At 67.9% G+C, this 23,958-nt stretch carries 24 protein-coding genes and 1 pseudogene; 20 read left to right on the forward strand and 5 right to left on the reverse strand.

What is annotated here, in order from left to right; genetic code table 11:
* Positions 1-12: 12 nt before the first annotated feature.
* From CYR75_RS14270 to CYR75_RS14305, 8 genes are all read left to right on the forward strand, one after another.
* Positions 13-2,520, forward strand: coding sequence for a thiamine pyrophosphate-binding protein (locus CYR75_RS14270; protein ID WP_158644667.1), 2,508 nt, complete (start codon positions 13-15; stop codon positions 2,518-2,520).
* Positions 2,521-2,538: 18 nt separating this feature from the next.
* Positions 2,539-4,038, forward strand: coding sequence for an aldehyde dehydrogenase (locus tag CYR75_RS14275; RefSeq protein WP_225972752.1), 1,500 nt, complete (start codon positions 2,539-2,541; stop codon positions 4,036-4,038).
* On the forward strand, positions 4,038-5,255 hold the full coding sequence (locus CYR75_RS14280; protein WP_101500644.1) for an FAD-dependent oxidoreductase: 1,218 nt from the start codon (positions 4,038-4,040) through the stop codon (positions 5,253-5,255). Before CYR75_RS14275 ends, CYR75_RS14280 begins: the two co-directional genes overlap by 1 nt.
* Before the next feature lie 9 nt (positions 5,256-5,264).
* On the forward strand, positions 5,265-5,732 hold the full coding sequence (locus tag CYR75_RS14285) for a flavodoxin domain-containing protein (protein ID WP_101500645.1): 468 nt from the start codon (positions 5,265-5,267) through the stop codon (positions 5,730-5,732).
* Positions 5,732-6,331, forward strand: coding sequence for a pentapeptide repeat-containing protein (locus CYR75_RS14290; protein WP_101500646.1), 600 nt, complete (start codon positions 5,732-5,734; stop codon positions 6,329-6,331). Before CYR75_RS14285 ends, CYR75_RS14290 begins: the two co-directional genes overlap by 1 nt.
* A gap of 12 nt (positions 6,332-6,343) precedes the next feature.
* Positions 6,344-7,474, forward strand: coding sequence for an FAD-dependent monooxygenase (locus tag CYR75_RS14295; protein WP_101500647.1), 1,131 nt, complete (start codon positions 6,344-6,346; stop codon positions 7,472-7,474).
* 22 nt (positions 7,475-7,496) lie between these two features.
* Positions 7,497-8,480 carry an MBL fold metallo-hydrolase gene (locus CYR75_RS14300; protein WP_158644668.1) on the forward strand — a complete coding sequence of 328 codons (984 nt, stop codon included), beginning with the start codon at positions 7,497-7,499 and terminating at the stop codon, positions 8,478-8,480.
* 94 nt (positions 8,481-8,574) lie between these two features.
* Complete coding sequence (locus CYR75_RS14305) at positions 8,575-9,375, forward strand: IclR family transcriptional regulator (RefSeq protein WP_101500649.1); 801 nt, start codon at positions 8,575-8,577, stop codon at positions 9,373-9,375.
* A 209-nt stretch (positions 9,376-9,584) separates the two neighbouring features.
* On the opposite strand, the gene CYR75_RS14310 is transcribed toward CYR75_RS14305, so the two are convergent.
* Complete coding sequence (locus tag CYR75_RS14310) at positions 9,585-10,532, reverse strand: cupin domain-containing protein (protein ID WP_101500650.1); 948 nt, start codon at positions 10,530-10,532, stop codon at positions 9,585-9,587.
* 72 nt (positions 10,533-10,604) lie between these two features.
* On the opposite strand from CYR75_RS14310, the gene CYR75_RS14315 reads away from it, so the two are divergent.
* The 4 genes from CYR75_RS14315 to CYR75_RS14330 all read left to right on the forward strand — a co-directional run bounded on the left by CYR75_RS14315 (position 10,605) and on the right by CYR75_RS14330 (position 14,114).
* Positions 10,605-11,420, forward strand: coding sequence for an IclR family transcriptional regulator (locus CYR75_RS14315; RefSeq protein ID WP_225972753.1), 816 nt, complete (start codon positions 10,605-10,607; stop codon positions 11,418-11,420).
* Positions 11,421-11,512: 92 nt separating this feature from the next.
* Positions 11,513-12,532 carry an ABC transporter substrate-binding protein gene (locus CYR75_RS14320; RefSeq protein ID WP_101500652.1) on the forward strand — a complete coding sequence of 340 codons (1,020 nt, stop codon included), beginning with the start codon at positions 11,513-11,515 and terminating at the stop codon, positions 12,530-12,532.
* Complete coding sequence (locus CYR75_RS14325) at positions 12,532-13,338, forward strand: ABC transporter ATP-binding protein (RefSeq protein ID WP_101500653.1); 807 nt, start codon at positions 12,532-12,534, stop codon at positions 13,336-13,338. Before CYR75_RS14320 ends, CYR75_RS14325 begins: the two co-directional genes overlap by 1 nt.
* On the forward strand, positions 13,335-14,114 hold the full coding sequence (locus CYR75_RS14330; protein ID WP_101500654.1) for an ABC transporter permease: 780 nt from the start codon (positions 13,335-13,337) through the stop codon (positions 14,112-14,114). The genes CYR75_RS14325 and CYR75_RS14330 overlap by 4 nt, the downstream gene beginning before the upstream one ends.
* A gap of 80 nt (positions 14,115-14,194) precedes the next feature.
* Here CYR75_RS14330 and CYR75_RS16760 read toward each other — a convergent pair.
* The 4 genes and pseudogenes from CYR75_RS16760 to CYR75_RS14350 all read right to left on the reverse strand — a co-directional run bounded on the left by CYR75_RS16760 (position 14,195) and on the right by CYR75_RS14350 (position 17,422).
* Positions 14,195-15,153, reverse strand: a pseudogene (locus CYR75_RS16760) (DUF5996 family protein).
* Positions 15,150-15,776: a glutathione S-transferase family protein gene (locus tag CYR75_RS14340; RefSeq protein WP_101500655.1), complete on the reverse strand. Its 627-nt coding sequence runs from the start codon at positions 15,774-15,776 to the stop codon at positions 15,150-15,152. The pseudogene CYR75_RS16760 and the gene CYR75_RS14340 overlap by 4 nt, the downstream one beginning before the upstream one ends.
* 181 nt (positions 15,777-15,957) lie before the next feature.
* A complete protein-coding gene (locus CYR75_RS14345) occupies positions 15,958-16,923 on the reverse strand; it encodes an arsenic resistance protein (protein ID WP_225972754.1) in 966 nt (321 codons plus the stop codon).
* Between the two features lie 10 nt (positions 16,924-16,933).
* On the reverse strand, positions 16,934-17,422 hold the full coding sequence (locus CYR75_RS14350; protein WP_101500657.1) for a cytochrome b: 489 nt from the start codon (positions 17,420-17,422) through the stop codon (positions 16,934-16,936).
* A gap of 82 nt (positions 17,423-17,504) precedes the next feature.
* Between CYR75_RS14350 and CYR75_RS14355 the strand changes: the two genes are divergently transcribed.
* The 8 genes from CYR75_RS14355 to CYR75_RS14390 are packed head-to-tail and all read left to right on the forward strand — an operon-like array spanning position 17,505 to position 23,848.
* Positions 17,505-18,143 (forward strand): TetR/AcrR family transcriptional regulator, encoded by a 639-nt coding sequence (locus CYR75_RS14355; protein WP_225972755.1) that lies wholly within the window; start codon positions 17,505-17,507, stop codon positions 18,141-18,143.
* Positions 18,140-19,516 carry an NAD(P)/FAD-dependent oxidoreductase gene (locus tag CYR75_RS14360; RefSeq protein WP_225972756.1) on the forward strand — a complete coding sequence of 459 codons (1,377 nt, stop codon included), beginning with the start codon at positions 18,140-18,142 and terminating at the stop codon, positions 19,514-19,516. Before CYR75_RS14355 ends, CYR75_RS14360 begins: the two co-directional genes overlap by 4 nt.
* Before the next feature lie 12 nt (positions 19,517-19,528).
* Positions 19,529-19,885 (forward strand): DUF5368 domain-containing protein, encoded by a 357-nt coding sequence (locus CYR75_RS14365; protein WP_101500660.1) that lies wholly within the window; start codon positions 19,529-19,531, stop codon positions 19,883-19,885.
* Positions 19,886-19,917: 32 nt separating this feature from the next.
* The gene (locus tag CYR75_RS14370) at positions 19,918-20,376 is read left to right on the forward strand and encodes a hypothetical protein (RefSeq protein WP_225972757.1); all 459 of its coding nucleotides are present in this window, start codon (positions 19,918-19,920) and stop codon (positions 20,374-20,376) included.
* Positions 20,377-20,383: 7 nt separating this feature from the next.
* Positions 20,384-20,740 carry a hypothetical protein gene (locus CYR75_RS14375; protein ID WP_101500661.1) on the forward strand — a complete coding sequence of 119 codons (357 nt, stop codon included), beginning with the start codon at positions 20,384-20,386 and terminating at the stop codon, positions 20,738-20,740.
* The gene (locus tag CYR75_RS14380) at positions 20,737-21,966 is read left to right on the forward strand and encodes an HlyD family efflux transporter periplasmic adaptor subunit (RefSeq protein WP_101500662.1); all 1,230 of its coding nucleotides are present in this window, start codon (positions 20,737-20,739) and stop codon (positions 21,964-21,966) included. The genes CYR75_RS14375 and CYR75_RS14380 overlap by 4 nt, the downstream gene beginning before the upstream one ends.
* Positions 21,963-23,135: an FtsX-like permease family protein gene (locus CYR75_RS14385; protein WP_101500663.1), complete on the forward strand. Its 1,173-nt coding sequence runs from the start codon at positions 21,963-21,965 to the stop codon at positions 23,133-23,135. Before CYR75_RS14380 ends, CYR75_RS14385 begins: the two co-directional genes overlap by 4 nt.
* Positions 23,135-23,848 (forward strand): ATP-binding cassette domain-containing protein, encoded by a 714-nt coding sequence (locus tag CYR75_RS14390; protein WP_101500664.1) that lies wholly within the window; start codon positions 23,135-23,137, stop codon positions 23,846-23,848. Before CYR75_RS14385 ends, CYR75_RS14390 begins: the two co-directional genes overlap by 1 nt.
* Positions 23,849-23,958 lie beyond the last annotated feature (110 nt).

Here is a 23,958-nt window from a genome sequence, read left to right on the forward strand (position 1 = left end):
AGGACAATGACCATGCTGCTTCAGCCGATCGACGAGACCGAGGCCCAGACCGAAACCGTGGGCGACTTCATCGCCCGCTATCTTGCCGGCATCGGCGTCAAGGCCATCTTCGGCGTGATCTCGATTCACAACATGCCGATCCTGGATGCCGTGGCGCGACAGGGCAAGATCCGCTTCATCCCCGCCCGGGGCGAGGCCGGGGCCATGAACATGGCCGATGCCTATGCACGCGTGACGGGGGGGCTGGGGGTCTGCATGACCTCGACCGGGACCGCCGCCGGCAATGCCGCCGGCGCGCAGGCAGAGGCGCTGACCGCGGGCTCGCCCGTGCTGCACATCACCACCCAGGTCGACAGCGAATTCGCCGACCGCGACCGCGCCGCCATCCACGACGTGCCGCGCCAGCCCGAGATGCTGCGCGGCGTGTCCAAGGCGGTGTTCCGCATGTGGGACGCCAATGGCGCCATCGGCGCGCTGACCGCCGCCGTGTCCGCCGCGCTGTCCGCGCCCACCGGCCCGGTCAGCCTGGAGATCCCGGTCGACGTCCAACGATCGCAAGCGCGCGGCCCGGCCCGCATCCACGTCCCGCAGCCGGTGCGGCCGCTGGCCCCGGATGCGGTGATCGACGAGCTGGCCGAACTGGTCAAACAGGCGCGCCGGCCCTTGCTGTGGCTGGGCGGCGGTGCGCGCGGTGCGGGCAAGCAGGCGACCGAGCTGCTGCATCGCGGCTTCGGCGTCGTCACCTCGACCAATGGCCGCGCCGTGGTGTCCGAGGAAGAGCCGGGCAATCTGGGTGCCTTCAACATGACGCCCGAGGCGGCCGAGCTGTATCAAAGCTGCGATCTGATGATCGTCGTCGGCTCTCGGCTGCGCGGGAACGAGACCCGCAACAACAAGATGCCGCTGGCGCGCCGGCTGGTGCAGATCGACGCCGACCCCGCGCAGGGCGGGCGCAACTATCCGGTCGATCTGTTTGCCCATGGCGATGCCGCCGACACGCTGCAACGCCTGCTGGACCGGCTGCCGCAAAAGCTGGACACCGATCCCGACCTGCCCTTTGACATCGCCCGCGTCCGGGCGCAGGCCGAGGGCGGGATGCGCGACCTGCTGGGCCCCTATGCCGCCATTGCCGAGGCGCTGACCGAGCGCGTGGCCGCCGGTGGCCGGCCCTGGGTGCGCGACGTCACCATCTCGAACTCGACCTTCGGCAACCGCTATGTTCGCATCGCCGCGCCGCGCGACGGTGTGCACGCGCTGGGCGGCGGCATCGGGCAGGGGATCGCCATGGGCATCGGCGCGGCGCTGGCATCGCCGGGGCCCAAGGCGGTGACGCTGCTGGGCGATGGCGGCGCGATGCTGGGACTGGCCGAGATGATCACCGCCGTCGATGAAAACGCGCCGCTGGTCTATGTGCTGATGAACGATCAGGCCTATGGCGTGATCCAGAACATCCAGGACGCGCAATACGACAGCCGCCGGCATTACTCCAAGGTCGCAGTGCCGGATTTCGGGCTGTTCTGCCGCTCGATCGGGATGCCGCATCAGGTGGTCCGCTCGCCCGAGGATTTCGCCGCCGCGCTGGATACCGCGCTGCAGGCCGACGGCCCGCAACTGGTCGAGGTCGACATGTGCAGCATCGGCCCCTTCGCCGAATCCTTTGCCGGCCCGCCGCCGGTGCCGCCGGCAACAAGGACTGATGCCATGCGTCTGGGTCTGATCGGCTTTGGCAATATCGCGACGGCGGTTCTGGACCTGCTGGGCCGGGACACACCGCCCGCGCATGTCGCGGTGCTGACCCGGCCCGGTTCGGTGGAGGATGTCCGTCGTCGGCTGGAGAGCGATCTGGCCCCGCCCGCGCCCAGCCATGCGGTGGTGACCGACGCGGCGGGGCTGCTGGCCGAGCGTCCGGATCTGGTGGTCGAATGTGCGGGCCACGCCGCCGCAACAGCTTATGTGCCGGCGATCCTGCGGGCCGGGACGGATGTGGTGCTGGTCTCGGTCGGTGCGCTGGCCGATCCCGATCTGGAAGCCGCGCTGACACGGGCCGCGACCGAAGGCGGTGCGAGTCTGGTCCTGCCCGCCGGGGCCATCGGGGCGGTCGACCTGCTGTCGGCCCTTGGGGCGGCGGGCGATCTGGCCGTGCGCTATCGCGGGATCAAGCCGCCCGGCGCCTGGGCCGGGACGCCTGCGGCAGAGATCCTCGATCTGGACAGCCTGACCGAGGCGCGGCGCTTTTTCACCGGCACGGCGCGCGAGGCGGCCACCGAATACCCCAAGAACGCCAATGTCGCGGCCACGCTGGCGCTGGCCGGGGCGGGTTTCGACGCGACCGAGGTCGAACTGACCGCCGACCCCGCCGCGCCGGGCAATGTGCATGAATACAGCGTCACCTCGCCGCTGGCGAATTACACCATCCGCATCGAGAACAAGCCCTCGCCCGGGAATGCCAAGACCTCGGCCACCACGATCTACAGCGTGGTGCGGGAAATCCGTAACCGGCTTGGCCCGATCGCGATCTGAGAGAAGGGGGCTTTCACCATGAGGGGAGACGTCATGACCGATCTGCCAGAGGGCAAGCTGTTCGTTGCCGGCGAATGGGAGCAGGGCAGCGGCGCCGAGATCACCTCGATCTTTCCGGCAGACGGCTCTGTCAACCGCGTCCTGAACGGCGCCTCTGAAAGCGACGGGCTGCGCGCCATCGAACGCGCGAAACAGGCGCAGGCCGACCCGGCCTGGCTGAACCTGCGCCCGCATGAACGCGCCCGGTTCCTGTATCGCATCGCCGACGGGATTGAGGCGAATATCGACCGCATTTCGCAGATTCAGACCCGCGATACGGGCAAGACGCTGCGCGAAACCAGTGCGCTGGCCGCGTCTGCGGCGGGCACGTTCCGGTATTTCGGTGCCGTCGTGGAAACGCTGGACGAAACCCTGACCACCCAGCGCGGCGACGCGCTGACGGCGTCGGTCCACGAACCGCTGGGGGTGGTCGCCGCGATCACGCCGTGGAACTCGCCCATCGCGTCCGACGCGCAAAAGGTCGCGCCCGCGCTGGCTGCGGGGAACGCCGTGCTGCTCAAGCCTGCCTCGTGGTCGCCGCTGGTCAGTCTGGAACTGGCGCGCATCATTGAGGAATCCGGCCTGCCCAAGGGGCTGTTCTCGGTCCTGCCCGGTGCGGGGCGCGAGATCGGCAACCTGCTGGTCGAACATCCCGACATCGCCAAGGTCAGCTTCACCGGCGGCACCTCGACCGGCCGCACGCTGGCGCGCAAGGCGGCGGAAAAGCTGATGCCGATCTCGCTGGAACTGGGCGGCAAATCCCCGACCATCGTCTTTGCCGACGCCGATCTGGATCAGGCGGTGGCGGGGGTGCTGTATGGGGTGTTTTCGTCGACCGGGCAAAGCTGCATCGCGGGGGCGCGGCTGTTCGTGCAGCGCGCGATCCATGACGAGTTCGTCGCGCGCCTTGTCTCTGCCGCCGAGCGGCTGCGCGTGGGTCACCCCTTCGACGCCGCGACGCAGGTCGCGCCGATGATCCATTTCGACCACCGCGACGCCGTGGCCGAGCACGTCAGATCGGCCCTGTCCGAAGGCGCCGAACTGCTGACCGGCGGCGCGCCGCCCACGGGCGAGGATTACGACCGCGGCGCCTATTACAGCCCGACCATCCTGTCCGGCGTCGACAACACCGCCCGCATCTGCCGCGACGAGGTGTTCGGCCCCGTGCTGGTGGTGCTGCCCTTCGACGACGAGGCCGACGTGATCGCGCAGGGCAACGACAATGATTACGGCCTCGCCTGCGGCATCTGGACCCGCGATTTCCCCAGAGCATGGCGCGTCGGGCGGGCGATCCGCACCGGCACCGTCTGGATCAACACCTACAAGCAGTTTTCCATCTCGACCCCCTTCGGCGGCGAAAAGGACAGCGGCATGGGCCGCGAAAAGGGCCGCGACGGCGTCCGCGCCTATATGGCGCAGAAATCGATCTATACCGACCTGACCGGCCACCCGCTGGCCTGGGCCGGGGGAGTTGCGTGATGCCGGCCTCGGTCGCCATCGTCGGGACCGGCCCCTCGGGCTGCTATCTGGCGCAGGCGCTGCTGAAGGCGCGGCCCGATCTGCGCGTCGATCTGATCGACCGGCTGCCGGTGCCCTATGGCCTTGTGCGCTATGGCGTCGCGGCCGATCATCAAGGCACCAAGGCCGTGACCCGCCAGTTCGAGCGTTTGTTCGAGCGGCAGGGCGCGCGGTTCATCGGCAATCTGGACATCGGCGCCGATGTGACGCTGGACGATCTGCGCGGCTGCTATGACGCGGTCGTTCTGGCCGCCGGGCTGTCGGTCGACCGCTGCCTGCAGATCCCGGGCGAGGATCTGGCCGGCGTCGCCACCGCGGGCGAGGTGATCCGCGCCCTGAACGAGCACCCCGACAGCAAGGCCTTGCCGCCGCTGGGGCGGCGCGTGGTGGTGATGGGCAATGGCAATGTCGCCATCGATCTGGTCCGCCTGCTGGCCAAAAGCGGCGAGGAACTGGCCGGCACCGATCTGGGCGAGGGGCCGTCGGCCTGGCTTCAGTCCGCCGGGGTCGAGGCCATCGACATCATCGGCCGTTCGCCCGCCGCGCAGGCCAAGTTCGATCCGGTGATGGTCAAGGAACTGCACCGGCTGGCGCATGTCCGCATTGCCGTCGAGGGCGCGGGCAGCACCGAGGACGCCGAGGCCCAGAAGCGGCTGGACGCGCTGGCGGCCATTGACGGCACCACGCATGGCGACCGTCAACTGACGTTCCGCTTCGGGCTGACGCCGCTCGCGATCGAGGGGCAGGACGGCCGCGTCACCGCCGCGCGCTTTCGCGACGCCTCGGGGGTCGAGGTGACGATCCCCTGCGACACCGTGCTGACCGCCATCGGGTTTCAAAGCTGCACCAACCTGTCGCGGGACGATCTGCTGGTGGACGCGCTGGATCTGGACGCGGGCGTGCTGGCGGCGGGGCTGTATGCCACCGGCTGGTTCCGGCGCGGCCCGCGCGGGACCATCCCCGACAACCGCACCGACGCGCAGGTTCTTGCCGCCCGCATCCTGAACGATCTGGGCGAGACCGGCGGCAAGCCCGGCTTGCCCGCGACCGAGGGCCTCGTCGATCACGCAGGCTGGAAGCGCATCGACGCGGCCGAGCTTGCCGGCGCCCGCCCCGGCCGCTGCCGCCGGAAGATCGCCGACCGCCAGACCATGCTTGAAATCGCGCAAGACAGGTAAGGGAAAGCCATGAACATCACCGTCCTTTACGGAACCGAAACCGGCAATGCCGAGATGCTGGCCGAAGACGTGGCGGCGCATCTGGAAGGCGCGCACGAGGTCGCCTGCACCAACCTGTCGGACTTCGCCCCCGCCGACTTCGATCCCGGCCAGTTCTATCTGGTCATCTGCTCGACCTATGGCGATGGTGAGCTGCCGGCCTCGGCCAAGCCCTTCGCCGAGGCGATGGAGGCCGAGATGCCCGATCTGGCCGGCGTCCATTTCGCCATCTTCGGCCTTGGCGACACCGAATACGAGGACACGCATAATTTCGGCAGCCGGATCATCGCCGAGATGCTGCAAGCGCGCGGCGCGAGCCAGATCGGAGAGCGCGTGCTGCACGACGCCTCGGGCGGCGATATGGCCGACGATCTGGCGATGGACTGGGCCGACAGCGTGGTGGAACTGGCCGCGCAGCAGATGAAAGAGGATGCGTGATGAACGCCGCTGACATCCTCGAACGCCTCTCGGTCCCCTGGCGGCATGGCGCCCATGTCGATCTGACCGGCATCGTCTGCGCGGATCGGCTGGACCTGTCGGGCCGCGACCTGCCGGGGGTCGATTTCTCGGGCGCGCGCTTCCCGCAGGGCATCGACGCCCAAGGCGCGCGTTTTCAGGGGCTGGCATGGTTCCGGGGCGCGGTCTTCGGCGGCCCCAGCCTGTTCCAGCGCGCCAGATTCGTCAGCGACGCCCGGCTCGAGGAGACGCAGTTCGATCACCTCGCCGATTTCACCGAGGCCGAATTTCGCGGCATCGCCCGGTTCGACGCCGCCCGCTTTGCCCAAGGCGCCAGCTTTGCCGGATCGGTGTCCTATGGCAACGTCTCGCTGGCCCATGCGGACTTCGGGGCGGCGGCGAATTTCCATGACGCCGAATATCTTGGCGGCATCTGGTGCGACCACACCACGTTCGCCGCCAGCACCGACTTTACCGGAATCCAGATCCACGGACGGCTCTGGCTTCGCGGCGCGCAGGTTCAGGGCGCGCGCCTTAACGCCGACAGGTTTCCCCTGTCCTATGGCTATGCATATACGTGACAGGAGTAGCAAATGAGCCTTAAAATCGGTATCTGCGGCGGCGGCGTCGGCGGGTTGACTGCCGCCATCGCCCTTGCGCGTCAGGGGCACGACGTCACCGTGAACGAACAGGCCCGCGCCTTCGCGCGCATCGGGGCGGACGTCAACCTGACGCCCAACGCGGTGCGTGCGCTGGACCGGCTGGGGGTGGGCGAGACGCTGCGAGAGACGGCGGCGCGGCCGGCATTCCGGATCAGCCGCACCTGGGACACGGGCGAGGAAACCTCGCGCCTGCCCATGGGTGACACGGCCGAGGAACGCTATGGCTCGCCGCAACTGACCATCCACCGCGGCGACCTGCTGCAGGCGCTCGAGGCGCAGGTGCCCGAGGCGTCGATCAAGCTGGGGCGCAAGGCGGAAACCATCTCGGGCGGCACCGTCACCTTTGCCGATGGCAGCACCGAAACCTATGACGTGGTCATCGGCGCGGACGGCATCCATTCGGCGGTGCGGACGGCGATCTTTGGCCCGGACAGCCCGCGCTTTACCGGGCTCGTGTCCTATCGGGCGGTGGTGCCGCGCAGCTCGGTCGAGGCGGAAAACCTGGACAGCTTCACCAAATGGTGGGGGCCGCAGCCCGATGTGCAGGTGGTCGTCTTCCCGCTGACCCGTGGCGAGGAGATCTTCATTTTCGCTACCACCCCGCAGGATGACTGGCGCGAGGAAAGCTGGACCATGCCTGGCGATGTCGAGGAACTGCGCGAGGTTTACCGCGATTTTCACCCCGATGTGCGCGCGCTGCTGGCCGCCTGTGAAACCGTGACGAAATCCGCGCTGTATGTCCGCGACCCGATGCCGCGCTGGTCGTCCGACCACGCCACGCTGCTGGGCGATGCGGCGCATCCGATGGTGCCGTTCATGGCGCAGGGCGCCTGCATGGCGATCGAGGATGCCGTCGTGCTGGCCCGCGCGCTGGACGGTGTCGGCACATCCGACGTCCCCGCCGCGCTGCGCCGGTACGAGGATACGCGCCGCGATCGGACCGCCAAGATCCAGGCCGGCTCGCTGGCGAATGACTGGATGAAGGGGCAGGGCAACGCCGACTGGGTCTATGGCTATGACGCGTGGAACGTGCCGCTGGCCGAAGCGACCGAATCCGTCTGATCGAGGCAAAAGGGGAATGGACATGGCACTGCAACGACGCACGATTCTTGGCGCCGGTTTCGGCATGGTCGGCAGCACCCTGCTGCTGGCCGGCGCGGCCGGCGCGCAAACCGCAGCCGCCCATGCCGACGCGGCCCAGCCGGTCGGGTTGCCGGACAGCGGCACGCATCTGCTGCTGCTCGGGACGATGGCGGGGCCGGTCCTTGACCCCAGCCGCATGATGGCCAGCCAGGCGGTCATCGTCGACGGCGCGGTCTATCTGGTCGATTGCGGCTATGGCACCATCCTGCGGATGATCGAGGCCGGGCTGCGGCCGGCGGATGTGAAGGCGATCTTCGTCACGCATCACCACTCGGACCACAACGCGGATTACGCCAATCTGGTGCATCTGGCGTGGATTCAGGGGATCGAGGACCGCATCGTCAGCATCGGCCCGCCGCCCTTCCAGGCGATCCACGACGCCGCGCTGGCCTTCCACCACGAGGATATCCGCATCCGCATCGAAGGCACCGGCCGCAAGCCGATCGAGGGGTATTTCGAGGTGCGCGAGGTGACAGAGCCGGGGCTGGTTTACGAGGACGACAAGATCCGCGTGACCGCCGCCATCGCCACCCATCCGCCGTTTTCGACGGCGCTTGGCTTCAGGTTCGAAACCCCCGACCGCAGCATCGTCTTTTCCGGCGACACGGTGGCCAGCGAGCAGATCACCGCGCTGGCCGAGGGTGCGGATGTGCTGGTCCACGAGGCGATGTATGTCCCCGGCATCGACGCGATGCTGGCGAAACGCCCCTATGTGCCGCCGAAGCTGCGCGATTTCCTGATGGACGGTCACACCACGGCCGAGGATGCCGGCCGCATCGCGGCGCAGGCAGGGGTGGCTACGCTGGTCCTGACCCATCTGCTGCCCGGCGATCAGCCCCAGGTGACGGACGAGATCTGGGCGGCAGAGGCGGCCAAAGAGTTCGATGGCCGGATCGTCGTCGGCCACGACCTGTTGCTGCTGTGACGCCTGATCCGGCGGTCAGGCGCATGGCGGGCCTGCGGCAAGTTGCAGGCTTTGCGCCGGCCGCCGGCATCGGCTACCAAGCGGCGGACTGACGATGTTGGAAAGCAAGACCGTGCCGGCAGATGACATCATCTATGGCGTGCCCCCGGTGGCCCGCGCCTTCGCGCTGCTGCGCCATATCGCCGCCGGGAACCGCTGCCGCAACATCAGCAGCGTCGCGAAGGAAACCGGCATCAACCGCACCACGCTGATCCGCCTGCTGGCGACGCTGGAACAGGAAGGCATGATCGAGGCGCTGGCCGATGAGGGCGGCTATCGTCTGGGCACGGGGCTGGTGACGCTGGCCCAGAACGCGCTGCACGAACGCAGCATCGCGCAGCTCGCGCCGCGCTTTCTGGCCGATCTGGTGGATGAGCTGAACCTGTCGGCGCATCTGGGCGTGCTGGAAGGGCGCGAGATCGTCTATCTGGCGCGCTCGACCCCCAACTCGCATCTGGTCAGCAACGTGAAAGAGGGCACGCGCCTGCCCGCCCATGCGACGACCATCGGCCGCATCCTGCTGGCCGAGCTGCCGCGCGAGGTGTTGGCGGCGCAATATCAGGGCGTGCAGATGGACGCCTATAGCGACAAGACCCGCACCTCGTTGGCCGAGCTGGAACGGCAACTGGCCGAGGACCGGGCGCTGGGCGTTGCCTGGAGCGCGGCGAATTTCGAGCCAGAGATCGGCTCGGCGGCGGTGCTGGTGCGCGATCACCGTGGCGAGGCGGCGGGCGCGATCAACGTCACCGGCCATGTCAGCGCCTTCGCCCCCGGCAGTCCGCGCCTGCCCGAGATCGAGCAGGGGCTGAAGAAATCGGCACTCGGGCTGTCGCGGGCGCTGGGCTATCGCGGCTGACGTCGAAGCGCTCACAACGGCATGTCAGGTTTCGCGACGCGGTCGGGCGTGGCGTCGTATCCGCCCGGCCGCACATCCGGCTGAGAACCCGCAAACAGCGACAGCCCCGCTCGGCCAGTCGGGCAGGCTTCATCAAACGGGTGGCGTCACAGATGAAGCACCCGCCGGAAGCCGGCGGGCGCTTTGACGCGGGGCTGAACTGCTGCCCCTCAGGCGGCTTCGAACTTCACCGTTTCCGGGGCTGCCGAGCCGACGACATACCACACCGTGGCCGCCCCGGCGCCGTCATTGCGGAACCAGTGCTTGCGGCCGGCGGGGGTCTTGACCAGATCGCGCGGGCCCAATTCGGTCTCGACCTGTTCGCCGTCTTCCTCCCAGCCGACGACAAGGCTGCCTTCCAGCACCAGGAACGCGTCCTCGACATCGCGGACAAAAGGTTTGACGCCGACGCGGGACGGGATGCCCAACATCTCTTTGCGGCAGGTGTCGGTCTCGATCCCCCCGGGGCCGCAATAGATCTTGCGGTTGAAGCCGGCCTCTTCCCAATGGGTCTTCAGCCCCGAATGCCGGACGACATGTTGGGCCATCAACTGCTGCAGCGGATCGCTGCTGTTCGGGTCGAACACCTGCGTCTTGCCCGGCGCCGCGCCAAAGGACCGCGCCAGCTCGGGCGGATGGCTTTTCGGGTGATAGTGATAGACCGGCGGCAGCGGTTTGCCGACGTCGACGGAAATCGACATCATCACCGGCTCGACCCCGTCGACGCGGAAGCCGTGGCCGATCTCGCGGGCGTTCAGGATCATGTCCTTGGGGCCAAGGTTCACCTCGACCACCTCGCCGTCCTTCTCCCAACCGACGATCAGCGCGCCGTCGATGATCAAAAAGCTCTCTTCGATCTCGTGGCTGTGGCAGGCGGCGTATTTCCCCGGCTCTTTATAGATCAGGGACAGCGTGAAATGGTCGGGCTTGAGGGTGCTGGTGTCGCCGACCTTGGGCGAGCCGCCGGCGCCGATATAGCGCATCTGCGCGCGCGACAGTTCGGGGAAGCCGACATTGGACGGAAACGCCTCCCAGTCGAATGTCTTGTCGGTAAAGCGGCCGGTATGGGCCGCCAGCTTGTCGGCGAGCGTGCCGATGTTCTGATCCTGAACGGTCATCTGTAAGATCCTCCCGATCCGTGATGGCTGTGTTGGGGTTCCTCATAGCCAAGAAGCGTTTTGCGCACTACCATGCGTTTTGCCTGTAAAGCAGAGGTGGTGCAGATGGAGGAAAAACCCGACCGCTACATGGTGCCCGGACTGGTGCGCGGCCTGAACGTGTTGAAGCTGTTCACGCCCGAAACCCCGGTCCTGCGCCTGTCGGACATCGCGCGCGCGCTGGGCATCTCGCGCTCGGCCGCGTTTCGCACCACCTATACGCTGACCGAGATGGGCTGCCTGCTGCACGATGTCCGCGATCAGAGCTATTCCGTCGGCGCGGGCGTGCTGCGGCTGACCTATGGGTTCGTCGGCGCGCGCGAGATCACCGAGATCGCCCAGCCAGAGCTTGAGGCGCTGCGCAACCGGCTGGGCTGGTCGGCGCATATGGGCATCCTCGACGGGACTTCTGTCCTGTATGTCGTGCGGGTGCCGGCGCTGCCCGGCGACATGTCCATCGTGCAGGTCGGCCGCCGCCTGCCGGCGCGCAGCACGACGATGGGGCGCGTCCTGCTGGCGGATCTGACCGAGGCGCAGTTGATAGACCTGTTCCGCGCCGAGGCCGCGACCGAAAAGGGCCGCTCGATGATGGAGGTGCTGGCCCAGGCCCGCGCCGACCGCACCGCCGAGGCGGTCATCCATGCCGGCGATTTCGAGGCCGGCATCGTCTCGGTGGGTGCGGCAATTCGCGACATTTCAGGCCGGGCCGTGGCCGCTATCAATGTCACGAGTCCGAATCACCCCGAGACCGTCAAGGCCGCCCACGGCCCGGTCAGGCAAGAGGTGGTGCGCGCCGCCTATCGGATCTCTCGTCTTTTGGGCTTTGATACGCCTTCAAGCGCCAAATAGCGTTTTGCCTGCAAAACGCTGCCTCGTTTCCTGCACGAATGGCTTTAGACTTGGGCGCAGCGCAACAGACTTATCAAGGAATCCCCCGGCCAATGAGAGATCTTATTCCGACCATCGACCGTCGTGCATTTCTGGGCGGCACGGCCGCCGGCGTCGCTGTCCTGCTGTCAGGCGGGCCCGGTGCCGCGCAAGGCAAGACGTTCCGCTTTATCACGCCCTTCAACCTGTCGCTGTCCTTCGCGGCGGTGCTGTATGCCGACGCCGCCGGTTATTACACCGATGAAGGCTTGGACATGCAGATCGAATCCGCCAACGGGGCCGCGATGGCCGCGCAGATGGTGCTGGCCGATCAGATGGATGTCGGGCGGACCGGCGGGACCAACTATATCGTCTCGCGCGTGGACAACAGCGCGCCGCTGATCTCGATCGCGACCATCGCGCAGCTGTCGCCGTTCTTCATCATCTCGTCCGACGAAAACCCGGTGACGGGGGTTCAGGACATGCCCGGCCGCACCGTGGGCATGGCCTCGCTGGGCGGTTCGATGGAAGGCACGCTCGATCTGCTGATGATGGCCGGCGGACAGGACCCGTCATCGGTCAACAAGGTCAAGGTCGCCGACAGCGCCGCGTCCTTCGCGCTGATCGAGGCGGGCCGGGCCGGGGCGTTCATCGGCAACACCTCGTCGATGATCAAGGCGAAAGAGGCGCGGCCGAATGTCCACGCCGTTCCCATGGATGACGGCATGCCGGGGCAGGTCTATGTCGCGCGCCCCGACGATATCGAGGCCAATCCCGACAAATACGTCGCCTTCCTGCGGGCCACCCACAAGGCCGCGCTGGAAATCGCCACCACGCAGGATCTGGGCGCGATCATCGACAAGATCGCCAGCGTGCACGAGGTCAACGGGATCGACGATCCGGAAACGGCAAAGATCGACCTGGCCACAAATGCCGAAAACTGGATGGCGAAGGGTAAGGAAAACCTGCTGCGCAACATCCCCGAGGTCTGGGATCAGGCCATCGAACGCCTGCACGAGGCGGGGATGATCAAGACCGCGCCGGACGCGTCCACCCTTTACACCAACGACCTGCTGGACAAGGCCATCGCCTGATGACCGCAGAAACCGTGCTGGCCGACCCGGAGATCCGCATCTCCGGGTTGACGAAGATATTCGGCGAGGGGCAGGGCGCCGTCACCGCCATCTCGAACGCCAATCTGGAAATGCGTCAGGGCGAGTTCATCTCGCTGCTGGGTCCGTCGGGCTGCGGCAAGACCACCTTGCTGCGGATCATCGCGGGGCTCGAGGTGCCGACGCAGGGCGGGGTCGAGGTTCGCGGCCTGCCGATCTGGGTCGGCGGCAAGCGCGACCGGGCGGCGACGCGGCCGGTGTCGATGATGTTTCAAGAGGCGCGGCTGTTTCCCTGGCTGACGGTCGCGGAAAACGTGGCCCTGCCGCTGCGCATCGCCCGCGTCGGTCAGGCGGAACGCATGGCCCGCGCCCGCGACATCTGCGCCACGGTCGGGTTGAAGGGGTTCGAGGATGCGAGTCCCACCGCGCTGTCGGGGGGCATGCGGCAGCGCGCCTCGCTGGCGCGCGCGCTGGTGACCGACCCGCAGGTGCTGCTGCTGGATGAGCCGTTCGGGGCGCTGGACGCGATGACCCGCGACACGCTGAACCTGGAACTGATGGATGTCTGCGCGCGGGCCAAGGTGACGACGATCCTCGTCACCCACTCGATCGCGGAATCGGCGTTCCTGTCGGACCGGGTGGTGGTTCTGGCGCCGCGCCCGGCGCGTATCCTTGACGTCGTGGACATCCCCTTTGCGCGGCCGCGCGACCTGAACCTGCAACGCACCGCCGAGTTTCAGGATCTTGTCGCCAGCCTGCGAACGCAAATGACGGAGGGCGCGGAATGAACCGCAACACCTTGCGCATCGCGCTGCCGATCATCTCGGTGACGCTGTTTCTGGTCGCCTGGTCGCTTTATGTCCGCACGGCGCAGGTCTCGGCCTTTGTGCTGCCGCCGCCCGAGGCAATTGTCGTCGCGCTGTCGGCCATGCTGTTCGACCCCGACCTGTGGGCGCACACGCTGGTCACCGTGACCGAGGCGCTGTCCGGCTTTGGGATCGCCGTCGCACTAGGGCTGACGCTGGGCTTCGTCATGGCCCGCGTCCCGCCGGTGGAATGGGCGCTGAAGCCCTTTGTCGTGCTGTTGCAACTGATCCCCAAGATCGCGCTGGCGCCGCTGTTCATCCTGTGGTTCGGCTTCGGTCTGGAATCCAAGATCGTGATCGCCGCCGCATTGGCGTTCTTTCCGATCTTTTCAAACGCGCTGCAGGCGTTCAAATCGGTCGATCCGGGGGACCGCGACGTGTTCGTGATGCTGCAGGCCAACCCGTTCCAGCGCTTCGTCCTGCTGGACTTTCCCAACGCCCTGCCGGTGATCCTGACCGGGGCCGAGGTGGCCGTGGTGCTGTCGATGATCGGTGCCATCGTGGGCGAGTTCATCGGCGGCAACAAGGGGCTGGGCTATCTGGCCGTGGCGCATCTGCAGAACCTCGCGGTGGCCGAGCTGTTCGGCGTCATCGTCGTGCTGACGCTGGTCGGGCTGGTGTTCTACACGATCATCGGTCGGCTGCGGGCGCTGCTGACGCCGTGGCATGTGTCGAGCGACAGGAACAGGCAGGCGTGAGCGGGACCGCCGATCCTCCGGGTCTAGAGGATCGGCGTGTTATCGCCGCGGATCAGCGCATTTTGCGAAGAGCTGACCCGCTACCCTCGCGGCCCCAGCGGTCGCGGCACGCCCGGCTGACCCATCTCGCATTCCAGCGCGTCGCGGTCCCAGTCGCCGGTGATCGCTGCCGCCTCATAGGTCGATTGCAGGAACGACATCAGCATCGCCTCGGGGTCGTCGCTGTCGCTCACGGCGGCGTAGGGCAGCAGGAACTCGCCCAGCTTCTCGTCGAACCGGGCGGCCGGGGGCTCGACGGGATGGGTCGCAAAGCCGTCGGGTCCGGGGTAGGCATAGGCATAGAACATCGGCTCGTCCACGCCCGCGCCGCCGGGCCAGAACCCGGCCGAGGAGACCTCGTGGCTATAGGCCTCTTGCGCGACATCGTCGGGCAGGTTCGGGACGCCGCCGGGATGCAGCGGCGCGGTCCGGCCCGAGAAGCGCGTCACCGCCAGATCGAACGACCCCCAGAACAGATGCACGGGCGACACCTTGCCGATGAAGCCGGTGCGGAAGCGCTCAAACACCGGCACGATCCGCAACAGCGCGCCGTGGAAACGCGCGACCGCCTGCGCGTCATAGGGGCGGGGGCCGTGTCCTCGGCAAAGGGCAGCGCGTCGGGGATCTCGTTCGGGGCGCCGTGGATGTCGAAATGGCCGCCGACCGCCTCGACCGTCTCGCGGGTGCGGGTCAGGAACTCGGCCACGCTCATCGGCGCGAGCGGAAAGCCCTCGCGGGCGCCGCCATCGGCCTCGGCGATCATCCGGTGCTCGACCAGATCGAGGCTCAGCGTCACGCAGCCGCCGGGTTCGTGGACCGGCCCGGTGGTTAGCCCGTGCGGCGTGACATACAGCGTCGCGTGTCAGGAATGGTTGACCCAGGGCGTGTGCGAAAGCCGGTATTTCCCCAGAATCTGGCACCACAGATGCAGCGCGCGGCAGGTCTCGGCCCAGTCGGGATAGGGCAGGGCCGGCCAGCCGCTCTGGTCCTGCGCGCTCATCCGATGGGGTCCATGTCCTGACGCTTCAGCGCCTGACGCACGCCGTCGTTTTCCTCCATCCGGCGGCGATGCTGTTGCAGGCCCGGATAGTCCGAGATCGACAGCGGCGTCTGCTCGATCCAGCGCGACAGCACATACAGGAACGTGTCCGCGAAGGAGCGCTGGCCCAGATACCACTCGCCACCGTTTTCGGTCAGCACCTTGTTCAGCCGGTCATAATGGCCGGCGAGGGTCTTGTAGGTCTTGGCCTTCACCTCGGCTTGCGCGTCCTCGGTCTCGGCGAAGTTGCCGGGGCCGAAATGGCCACCATAGGCGGCGTGGACTTCGGAGGTCATATAGGACAGCGCCTCGGCCTCTTTCCGGCCCAGAACGGTGTCGCGGGCATAGCCCTCGCTGCCATGCGTGGCGCCCAGCCAGGCCAGGATCGCCGCCGCCTCGGTCAGCACGTCGCCATCGTCGAACCGCAGAGCCGGGACTTTCCCCTTGGGGTTGATGGCGAGGTAGTCGTCCTTCTTGTGGTCGCCGTAGGCCATGTTGTGGATTTCGACCGGGGCGTCCAGCCACGCCACGGCGATGTTGGGCGACAGCGAACAGGTGCCGGGCATCGTGTAAAGTGTGGTCATGGGGCTATCCTTTGCGTTGGGGGTGCAGCGGGTGGTCGGCTGCCGGCTTCTGAACTGTCGGCAGCGGTCCGGCCGCGATCACCGGCGTCCGCGCACAACGCGCCAGAGGCCGCAGGGTTCAACCCTGAGCCCGGTTATATACCCGGTCGCCCGCGCCCACGCTTTCGCCAGATGGTCCGGCTTACGCCTGCCGCGCCCCGAAGACCCGATCCACCAGCCGCACCGACCATGCCGCCGACTGGACCTGCACCACATAGGCCAGCGCGATCAGCAGCGCGGCCTCGGCCCCGCGGGCGCCGAACAGGTTCATCGCCAGCGCCAGCGCGATCGACAGGTTGCGCATCACCGTGCCATAGGTCAGCGCGACCGCATCGCCGCGCGACAGCAGCCGCCGCCCCAGCACCGCCGCCAGCACATAATTGACCGCGTAAAGCAGGATCAGCGGGATCAGCAGCCACAGGATATCGGCCGGGTTCTGCGCCAGCGTCCGGGCCTGCATGGCGATGGCGACGAAGGCGATGCCCAGCACCCCCAGCGTCGAGAAGGGCGGAAAGCGCGGCGCCCATTCCTTCTGGAACGCAGCCAGCCCGCTGCGGCGGATCAGCAGCAGCCGGGTCAACTGCCCGGCCAGCAGCGGCAGCAGCACGATGATGACGATCTGGCGGAACACCCCCACCGGATCGACCGGCACCCGCGCCCCCAGCAGCGCCGACAGATAAAGCGGCGCCGCCAGCGAGCCGAGGATCAGCCCCAGCACCGTCATCTTGATCGCCGCCGGCAGGTTGCCGCCCGCCATGCCGGTCCACGAGATCGTCATCCCGCTGGTCGGCAGCAGCCCCGCCAGCAGCAGCCCGACCGCGGCATAGGGGCGGTCGGGAAAGAACAGCAGACCCAGGCCATAGGCCACGAACGGGATCACCCCGAAATTGATCGCCTGCGTCAGCAGTTGCACGCGCCCGTCGCCCCGCTCGGCCAGTTGCGAGATCTTGAGACCGACCATCATCGGATAGACCATCAGGAAGGTCAGCGGCACGATCAGGCTGCGCAGCCAGCCGGTCGGCATCAGCAGCCCGAACAGCAGCCCGGCCAGCATCGCGACCGGAATGGCGCGGACGAGATTGCCGGTGACGAGGCGGATCAGCTGCATGACGCGACCCTTAGATCCGGGCCGAGCGCATCCGGGCCAGCAGCCCGTCGCGCAGCACGAACTGGTGATAGAGAGCGCCGACGACATGCAACGCGATCAGCGCCAGCAGCACGACCTTCAGGACGTTGTGGCCCGCAGCGGCGGTCTCGACACCGCCGAACCATGCCACCGCGCCGCTGACCGGCAGCAGGATCATTGCCAGATACAGCCCGGCATGGGTGACGCGGGCCAAGGCGACCTGCACCCGACTGTCGCCGGTGATCGCAGGCACGCCGTCGCGGCGACGCAGGGCCAGCCGCCAGATGGCGAAGCCCAGGATCAGCCCGCCGCCGACGATATGGGCGGCGACGGCAATGTTGAAGGTCGCGGCCGCGCCGCTGCGCCAGCCCTCCCACGCCGAGGCGATGCCGTCCTTGAACAGATATTGCATCAGGATCAGCGCTGCCACGATCCAGTGCAGGGCTATCTGGCGGCGCGTATATCCGGTGACCGCTGGCATGGGCTCTCTCCTTCAATGTGAAACCCGGTTGCATTGCGGTCAGATTATGTTAGTGTGTGCTTACTTACAAGAGGGGAAGATCGTGAAGCGCAAACCGGCAGAAGACCGCAAGACCGAGATTGTCGAGGCCGTGCTGCTCCTTGCCGACCTGATCGGCCCGGACCGGCTGACCACCAATGACGTGGCCCGCGAGGTCGGCGTCACGCAGGCGGCGATTTTCCGGCATTTCCCCAGCAAGGACGCGCTCTGGGCGGCGGTCGGGGCCGAGCTGCAGTCGCGCCTGAACGCCGCATGGCAAGAGGCATTGGCGGCGGAAACCGACCCCGAGGCCCGGCTGCGGGCGCTGATCCGCGCGCAATTGACGCAGATCGAGCGGACGCCGGCGCTGCCCGCGATCCTGCACTCTCGCGAGCTGGGGGTCAGCAATGGTGCGCTGCGGGAAAGCTGCCACGGGCTGATGATCTCGTTTTCCGGACTGCTGTCCGAGGGCCTGGCCCACATGGCCGCGCAGGGGCAGTTGCGGCCGCATATTTCACATGCGGATGGGGCGATCCTGCTGATCTCGCTGGTGCAGGGTCTGGCGATCCGCTGGGCGCTGGGCGCGCGGCAGTTCGATTTCTGCGCCGAGGGGATGCGTCTGTTCGAGGTTCAACTGGCGCTGTTCCGCCGTCCCGAGGGGATAGGCGCGGGCGCCGATACGCAGGGGGAGGGCAGGGGATGAGCAATCGATCAGACGGGCCAGAGGCCATGCGCGGCTTGAGCCGCCGCGGCCTGCTGGGCCTTGGCGGCGGCGCGGCGCTGGCGGCGGCGCTGGGGTCAGCCGGGGTGGGCAGCGCCTTGGCACAAGCCGCGCCGCTGCGGGCACCGGGGTCGGCCAAGCTGGTCATCATCGGGGCCGGGGCGGCGGGCATCTCGCTTGCCAACCGGCTGGTGCGGCGGATGGACGCCGCGCAGATCACGGTGATCGACCCCAGTGCGGCGCATCACTATCAGCCCGGTCTGTCGCTGGTCGCGGCGGGGCTGAAGCCTGCCTCTTATGTCGTCAGCCGCACCACCGACTGGCTGCCCGCCGGCGTCACCCTGATCGCGGCCGCGGCCGCGGCGATTGATCCGGTCTCGCGGACGGTCGCGGCGGGCGGGCAGACGGTCGGCTATGATTTTCTGGTCGTGGCGCCGGGGCTGGTGCTGGATCATGACGCGATTGAGGGGTTCTCGCTGGATCTCGTCGGCACCAACGGCATCGGCGCGCTGTATGCCGGGCCGGAATACGCGGCGCGGACATGGAAAGCGGCGCAGGGATTTGCCGAATCCGGCGGCGTGGGCCTGTTCACCCGCCCGAATACCGAGATGAAATGCGCGGGCGCGCCCCTGAAGCACACCTTCCTGATCGACGACATCGCCGGGCGCACCGCGCCGGGCAAGCATCAGATCAACTACCTCTCGAACAGCGGCGCGCTGTTTTCGGTGCCCATCGTGTCGGAAAAGGTGCGGATGCTGTTCCAGTCCCGCAACATCGCGGCGCATTACAACCATGTTCTGACTGGCATCGACCCCGGCCGCAAGCTGGCGACCTTCGCCACCCGCAGCACCGATGCGACGGGGGCCGAGGTCGCGGGCACGACGGAGATGCCCTATGACTATCTGCACGTCATCCCGCCGCAGCGCGCGCCCGAGGTGATCCGCCAGTCGGGGCTGAGCTGGGGCGACAAATGGACCGATCAGGGCTGGGTCGAATGCGACAAGCACACCCTGCGCCACCTGCGCTATCCCGAGATCTTCGCGCTGGGCGACGTCGCCGGCATCCCCAAGGGCAAGACCGCCGCCAGCGTCAAATGGCAGGTTCCGGTAGTCGAGGATCACCTGATCGCCGCCATGAACGGCACCGAGGGGACCGCGATCTATGACGGCTATACCTCGTGCCCGCTGATCACCCGCGTCGGCCGGGCGATGCTGGTCGAGTTCGATTACGACAACAACCTGACCCCCAGCTTTCCCGGCATCATCGCGCCGCTGGAAGAGCTGTGGATCAGCTGGCTGATGAAGGAAATCGCGCTGAAGCCGACCTATCAGGCGATGCTGCGCGGTCAGGCCTGAGGAGAACGTGCCATGAAGGAACTTACCCCCTCGACCCTGCTGGCGGTCTTTACCGAGATGTTCGGCAGCGGGATTTTCTGGGCGATGGTCGGGCTGGCCGCCATGATCACCGCCGCCTATCTGTTCGTGCTGATCCGAGACCGCAAGATGTCGATGCGGAAATTCCTGATCGCGCAGCTTTCCATGCCCTTCGGCGCCATCGCGGCGGTCGTGTTCGTCATGCTGATGACCCATTCCCGCCCCGCCGATATCGGCGGCCCCATCGACGTGATCGTGCTGCTGGGCGTGGCCCTGGCCGGCGCGGTCGGCACCGCAATCCTGGTCTATACCGCGCAATCACTGCTGCGATCCGCGCAGACCGGACACTGAAACCCCATTTCATTCATCTCAGGAGAAACGCCATGAAACTCGCCTCTGCCCTCTCTGCCGCCGTTCTGGCCACGGCCTCTGCCGCCGGTGCCCAGCAGGCCACCCCGGTCCAGGTCGAGAACCCGAACCGCCTGCTGACCATCCTGACCGCCGAGGATCCGCAGACCCAGCTGATGGCCATGGTGCTGACCATGAACGCGATCAGCGCGGGCGCCGAGGCAAAAATGCTGCTATGCGGTCCGGCCGGCGATATCGCGCTGAAGGACGCGCCCGAATCCGCCACCAAGGGCCAGCCGCCCAAGGATGCCAGCCCGCAGGGCATGATGAAGATGATGATGGAACAGAACGGGTTGCAGGTGCAGACCTGCGCGATCTATCTGCCCGGCAAGGGGGCCGATGCCTCGATCCTGCTGGACGGCGTGACGCCCGCGCAGCCCGATGCCATGGGGGCCGAGATCGTGACCCCCGGCACCACCGTCCTCAGCTTCTGACGGCGCCATGACCCGCGCCGCCGCCGTCTTTGCCGTCATCTTCGGATTGCTGACCCTGCTCGCCGGGGGCCGCGCGCTGTTCGGCGGCGCGGATATGGGCGCGGTCTTCGATTTCGTGCTGATCTTCAACTTCCTCGCCGGCTTCGCCTATGTCGCGGCCGGCGTGGGACTGTGGCGCGGGGACCGCTGGGCCGCGCCCCTGTCCATCGCGATCCTCGCGGCCACCCTGATCGTCTTTGCCGCCTTTGGCTGGCAGGTCATGTCGGGCCAGCCTTACGAGGCCCGGACCATGGGCGCGATGATGCTGCGCAGCGTGGTCTGGCTGGCGATTTCCCTCATCGCGCTGAGGGCGCAGCGACGGTGAGCGATGATCCCGACCTTCCGCTGCCGGTGCAGGCCGCGCCTGACAGTGACCCGACGCCAGGCGGCGCGCGGCGTCGCTGGCGCTGGATGGTGCTGCTGCCGCTGATCCCGCTGCTGATCCTGATCGGCGGGATCGTGGGTCTGTATTTCCAGCCGCCGGGGCTGCGTCTGGTCTTTGACAGCACCGGGCTGACGCCGGGGGCGGGGTCGTCGGCGCCCATTGCCCTGCCGCCCGAGATCCGCCTGCCCGCCGATGTGGTCGAGACCATCGTGCCCAGCGATGTCGTGGGCCTTGCCCGGCTGATGCCGCGCGGCGATGTGATCACGGTCGCGCCGCCCTTTGGCGCCGGCGATGCGCGCATTGCTGAAATTCTTGTCAACGAAGGCGACGAGGTGGCGGCCCATCAATTGCTGGCGCGGCTGGACAATGCCGCCCAGTTGCAGGCAGCAGTGCTGGCGGCCGAGGCGAATGTGGCCGTGCGCGAGGCAACTCTGGCCCAGACCGAGGCCGCGATCCGCGCCTCGCGCGACGAGGCCGAGGCGACGCTCGCCCAGGCCGAAGCCGCCGCCGAAGAGGCCGGGTCCGACTATGCCCGCAGCCGCACCCTGACCGACCGCGGCATCGCCACCACCACCCAGACGGACGCGCTGCGCACCGGCCTGCGACAGGCGGAACTGGCCGTCGCCCGCGCCCGCGCCACGCTGGCCCGGTTCAGCGGCGAGGATGGCGGGGCGGCTCTGGATATCGTGGTCGCCCGCCGCAATCTGGACGCCGCCCGGGTGGAACTGACCCGCGCCGAAAGCGACGTGATCCGGTCCGAGGTCCGCGCCCCCGTCGCCGGCACCATCCTGTCCATCGACGCCCGCCCCGGCGAACGCCCGCCTTTGACCGGGATGATGCAGATGGGCGACACGCGCCAGATGATGGCCGAGGTCGAGGTCTATCAGGACCGCATCGCCGCCGTGGCGCCGGGCCAGCCGGTCGAACTGGTCGCCTCGGCCATTGGCGAGACGTTTCTGGGCCGCGTCCAGTCCATCGGGCTGACGGTCGGGCGGCAGGGGCTGCTGCCCGACGACATCGCCGCCAACACCGATGCCCGCGTCGTCACCGTGCTGGTGGCGCTGGAAGGCGACAGGATGCAGACCGCGCGGCGCTATACGGGACTCGAGGTCGTGGCCCGCATCGACACCCGGCCCGGCGGCGCGGCGGCGGACCCGCCGCCATGACGCGATTTCTGACCCGGCTGCTGGGCCGGCTGCCCATCGGCTGGCTGCAGTTGGTCCACAACCGCGCCCGCTTTGCGGCCGCACTGGCCGGTGTGGCCTTCGCCAATGTGCTGGTCTTCGTCCAGATCGCCATCATGGGGTCGATGGCGACGGCCACGATCCAGCCTTACCGGTTCTTCGACGCCGACATCATGATCTCGGCCGCCGATGCCAACGCCATCGCCGAGGGCAGCCACGTCCCCCGGCAATGGCTGTTCCAGTCGCTGGCCCATCCGCAGGTTGCCAGCGGCACGCCGCTGTTCGTGGGCAACGTCTCGCTGCAGCGCCACGGGCGGACGATCAGCCTGACCACCTTTGCCATCGACCCGGCGGCGGCAGAGTTCTATGCCCCCGATATCGCGCGCAAATCCGCCATGCTGCGGCTGCCGGATTCGGGCATCATCGACATCAACACCCGCGGCCTCGACCGGGCCGAGGCCGCGCTGATCCGCCCGCAATCCCCCGATATCGTCGAGGTGCGGGGACGCTCGCTAAGCCTGCAGGACACCTTCGCGGGCGGTGGCGGGTTCGGCGCGGACGGGTTCCTGATCGTGTCCGACCAGACCTTTCAGCATCTGGTGCAGCAGCGCAGCAGCACTGCCCCCGATCACATCCTGCTGCATGTCACCGGCGGCGCCGACGCCGAACGCGTGGCGGCGGATCTGCGCCAGATCCTGCCCGACGACACGCTGCGCATCCGCACCTATGCCGAGGCGCAGCGCGAGGATGTCAGCTATCAGCAGACCAAGCGGCCGACCGGGATCATCTTCGGCTTTGGCGTGGTCATCGGGATTCTGGTCGGGCTGGTCATCGTCTATCAGGTGCTGTCGACCGACGTGGCCGACCATCTGCGCGAATATGCGACCTTCAAGGCGATGGGCTATCGCCACCGCTTCCTGCTGGGCATCGTGCTGGAAGAGGCGGTGATCCTTGCCACGCTGGGCGCGGTGCCCGGCACGCTGATCGCGCTGGGGTTGGTGACGGGGATGCGGGCGGCGACGAACCTGCCGCTGGCGATAACGCCCGCCATCGTGGCCATGGTCTTTGTCGGCACGCTGGTCGCCTGTGCGCTGTCCGGGACGCTGGCGACCCGCCGCCTCGCCTCGGCCGACCCGGCGGAACTGTTCTGATGCCGGCCGATCCAAACCCCCTTGCGCTGTCGGTCGCCGGGCTGAACCACTGGTTCGGCCGGGGCGAGGCGCGCAAGCAGGCCATCCATGATGTGACGCTGGACATCCCGTCGGGCGGGCTGACGGCGCTGATGGGGCCGTCAGGGTCGGGCAAGACGACGCTGCTGACGCTGATGGGCTGCCTGCGCGAGGTGCAGGATGGCGCGGTCGGTCTGCTGGGGCAGGAGCTGCGCGGCGCGTCCGAGGCGCGGCTGGTGGCGCTGCGGCGGCGCCTGGGCTTTATCTTTCAGGCGCATAACCTGCATGAAAGCCTGTCGGCGCGGCAGAATGTGATGATGGGGCTGCAGGTCAAGCCGCAGCGCGACCCGCGCCTCGATTCCGCCGCGGCCGAGCGGGTGCTGGGGCTGCTGGGTCTGGCCGACCGCATCGACTATATGCCCGCGAACCTGTCCGGCGGGCAGAAGCAGCGCGTGGCCATCGCCCGCGCGCTGGTCGGCGGGCCCGAGGTGATCTTTGCCGACGAACCCACCGCCGCGCTGGACCGCGAAAGCGGCATGGCCGTGGTCGCCCTGCTCAAGCGGCTGGGAAAGATGCGGGGGACGACGACGGTGATGGTGACGCATGACAACCGCATCCTCAATCAGGCCGACCGCATCGTGACGCTCGAGGATGGGCGCATCGTCGAGGACCGGCTGCAAGAGGCGGTGGGGTAAGGCGAATGACGCTGGCCGCGCTTGGCTGGCCCCTTGAACACCAACCGACGCTGCGTCGCGGCGCGGTTCCGCGAAACTCTTTCCACCGCTGGGCATTGATCTGGGGCGTC

Origin of the sequence: Paracoccus jeotgali, assembly GCF_002865605.1 — a bacterium.
Classification (GTDB): Bacteria; Pseudomonadota; Alphaproteobacteria; order Rhodobacterales; family Rhodobacteraceae; genus Paracoccus; species Paracoccus jeotgali.

Excerpts from the sequence above, each read along its gene's own strand:
- CYR75_RS14270 (WP_158644667.1), top strand. The coding sequence starts at position 13 with ATGCTGCTTCAGCCGATCGACGAGACCGAGGCCCAGACCGAAACCGTG.
- CYR75_RS14275 (WP_225972752.1), top strand. The coding sequence starts at position 2,539 with ATGAGGGGAGACGTCATGACCGATCTGCCAGAGGGCAAGCTGTTCGTT.
- CYR75_RS14280 (WP_101500644.1), top strand. The coding sequence starts at position 4,038 with ATGCCGGCCTCGGTCGCCATCGTCGGGACCGGCCCCTCGGGCTGCTAT.
- CYR75_RS14285 (WP_101500645.1), top strand. The coding sequence starts at position 5,265 with ATGAACATCACCGTCCTTTACGGAACCGAAACCGGCAATGCCGAGATG.
- CYR75_RS14290 (WP_101500646.1), top strand. The coding sequence starts at position 5,732 with ATGAACGCCGCTGACATCCTCGAACGCCTCTCGGTCCCCTGGCGGCAT.
- CYR75_RS14295 (WP_101500647.1), top strand. The coding sequence starts at position 6,344 with ATGAGCCTTAAAATCGGTATCTGCGGCGGCGGCGTCGGCGGGTTGACT.
- CYR75_RS14300 (WP_158644668.1), top strand. The coding sequence starts at position 7,497 with ATGGCACTGCAACGACGCACGATTCTTGGCGCCGGTTTCGGCATGGTC.
- CYR75_RS14305 (WP_101500649.1), top strand. The coding sequence starts at position 8,575 with ATGTTGGAAAGCAAGACCGTGCCGGCAGATGACATCATCTATGGCGTG.
- CYR75_RS14310 (WP_101500650.1), bottom strand. The coding sequence starts at position 10,532 with ATGACCGTTCAGGATCAGAACATCGGCACGCTCGCCGACAAGCTGGCG.
- CYR75_RS14315 (WP_225972753.1), top strand. The coding sequence starts at position 10,605 with ATGCGTTTTGCCTGTAAAGCAGAGGTGGTGCAGATGGAGGAAAAACCC.
- CYR75_RS14320 (WP_101500652.1), top strand. The coding sequence starts at position 11,513 with ATGAGAGATCTTATTCCGACCATCGACCGTCGTGCATTTCTGGGCGGC.
- CYR75_RS14325 (WP_101500653.1), top strand. The coding sequence starts at position 12,532 with ATGACCGCAGAAACCGTGCTGGCCGACCCGGAGATCCGCATCTCCGGG.
- CYR75_RS14330 (WP_101500654.1), top strand. The coding sequence starts at position 13,335 with ATGAACCGCAACACCTTGCGCATCGCGCTGCCGATCATCTCGGTGACG.
- CYR75_RS14340 (WP_101500655.1), bottom strand. The coding sequence starts at position 15,776 with ATGACCACACTTTACACGATGCCCGGCACCTGTTCGCTGTCGCCCAAC.
- CYR75_RS14345 (WP_225972754.1), bottom strand. The coding sequence starts at position 16,923 with ATGCAGCTGATCCGCCTCGTCACCGGCAATCTCGTCCGCGCCATTCCG.
- CYR75_RS14350 (WP_101500657.1), bottom strand. The coding sequence starts at position 17,422 with ATGCCAGCGGTCACCGGATATACGCGCCGCCAGATAGCCCTGCACTGG.
- CYR75_RS14360 (WP_225972756.1), top strand. The coding sequence starts at position 18,140 with ATGAGCAATCGATCAGACGGGCCAGAGGCCATGCGCGGCTTGAGCCGC.
- CYR75_RS14365 (WP_101500660.1), top strand. The coding sequence starts at position 19,529 with ATGAAGGAACTTACCCCCTCGACCCTGCTGGCGGTCTTTACCGAGATG.
- CYR75_RS14370 (WP_225972757.1), top strand. The coding sequence starts at position 19,918 with ATGAAACTCGCCTCTGCCCTCTCTGCCGCCGTTCTGGCCACGGCCTCT.
- CYR75_RS14375 (WP_101500661.1), top strand. The coding sequence starts at position 20,384 with ATGACCCGCGCCGCCGCCGTCTTTGCCGTCATCTTCGGATTGCTGACC.
- CYR75_RS14385 (WP_101500663.1), top strand. The coding sequence starts at position 21,963 with ATGACGCGATTTCTGACCCGGCTGCTGGGCCGGCTGCCCATCGGCTGG.
- CYR75_RS14390 (WP_101500664.1), top strand. The coding sequence starts at position 23,135 with ATGCCGGCCGATCCAAACCCCCTTGCGCTGTCGGTCGCCGGGCTGAAC.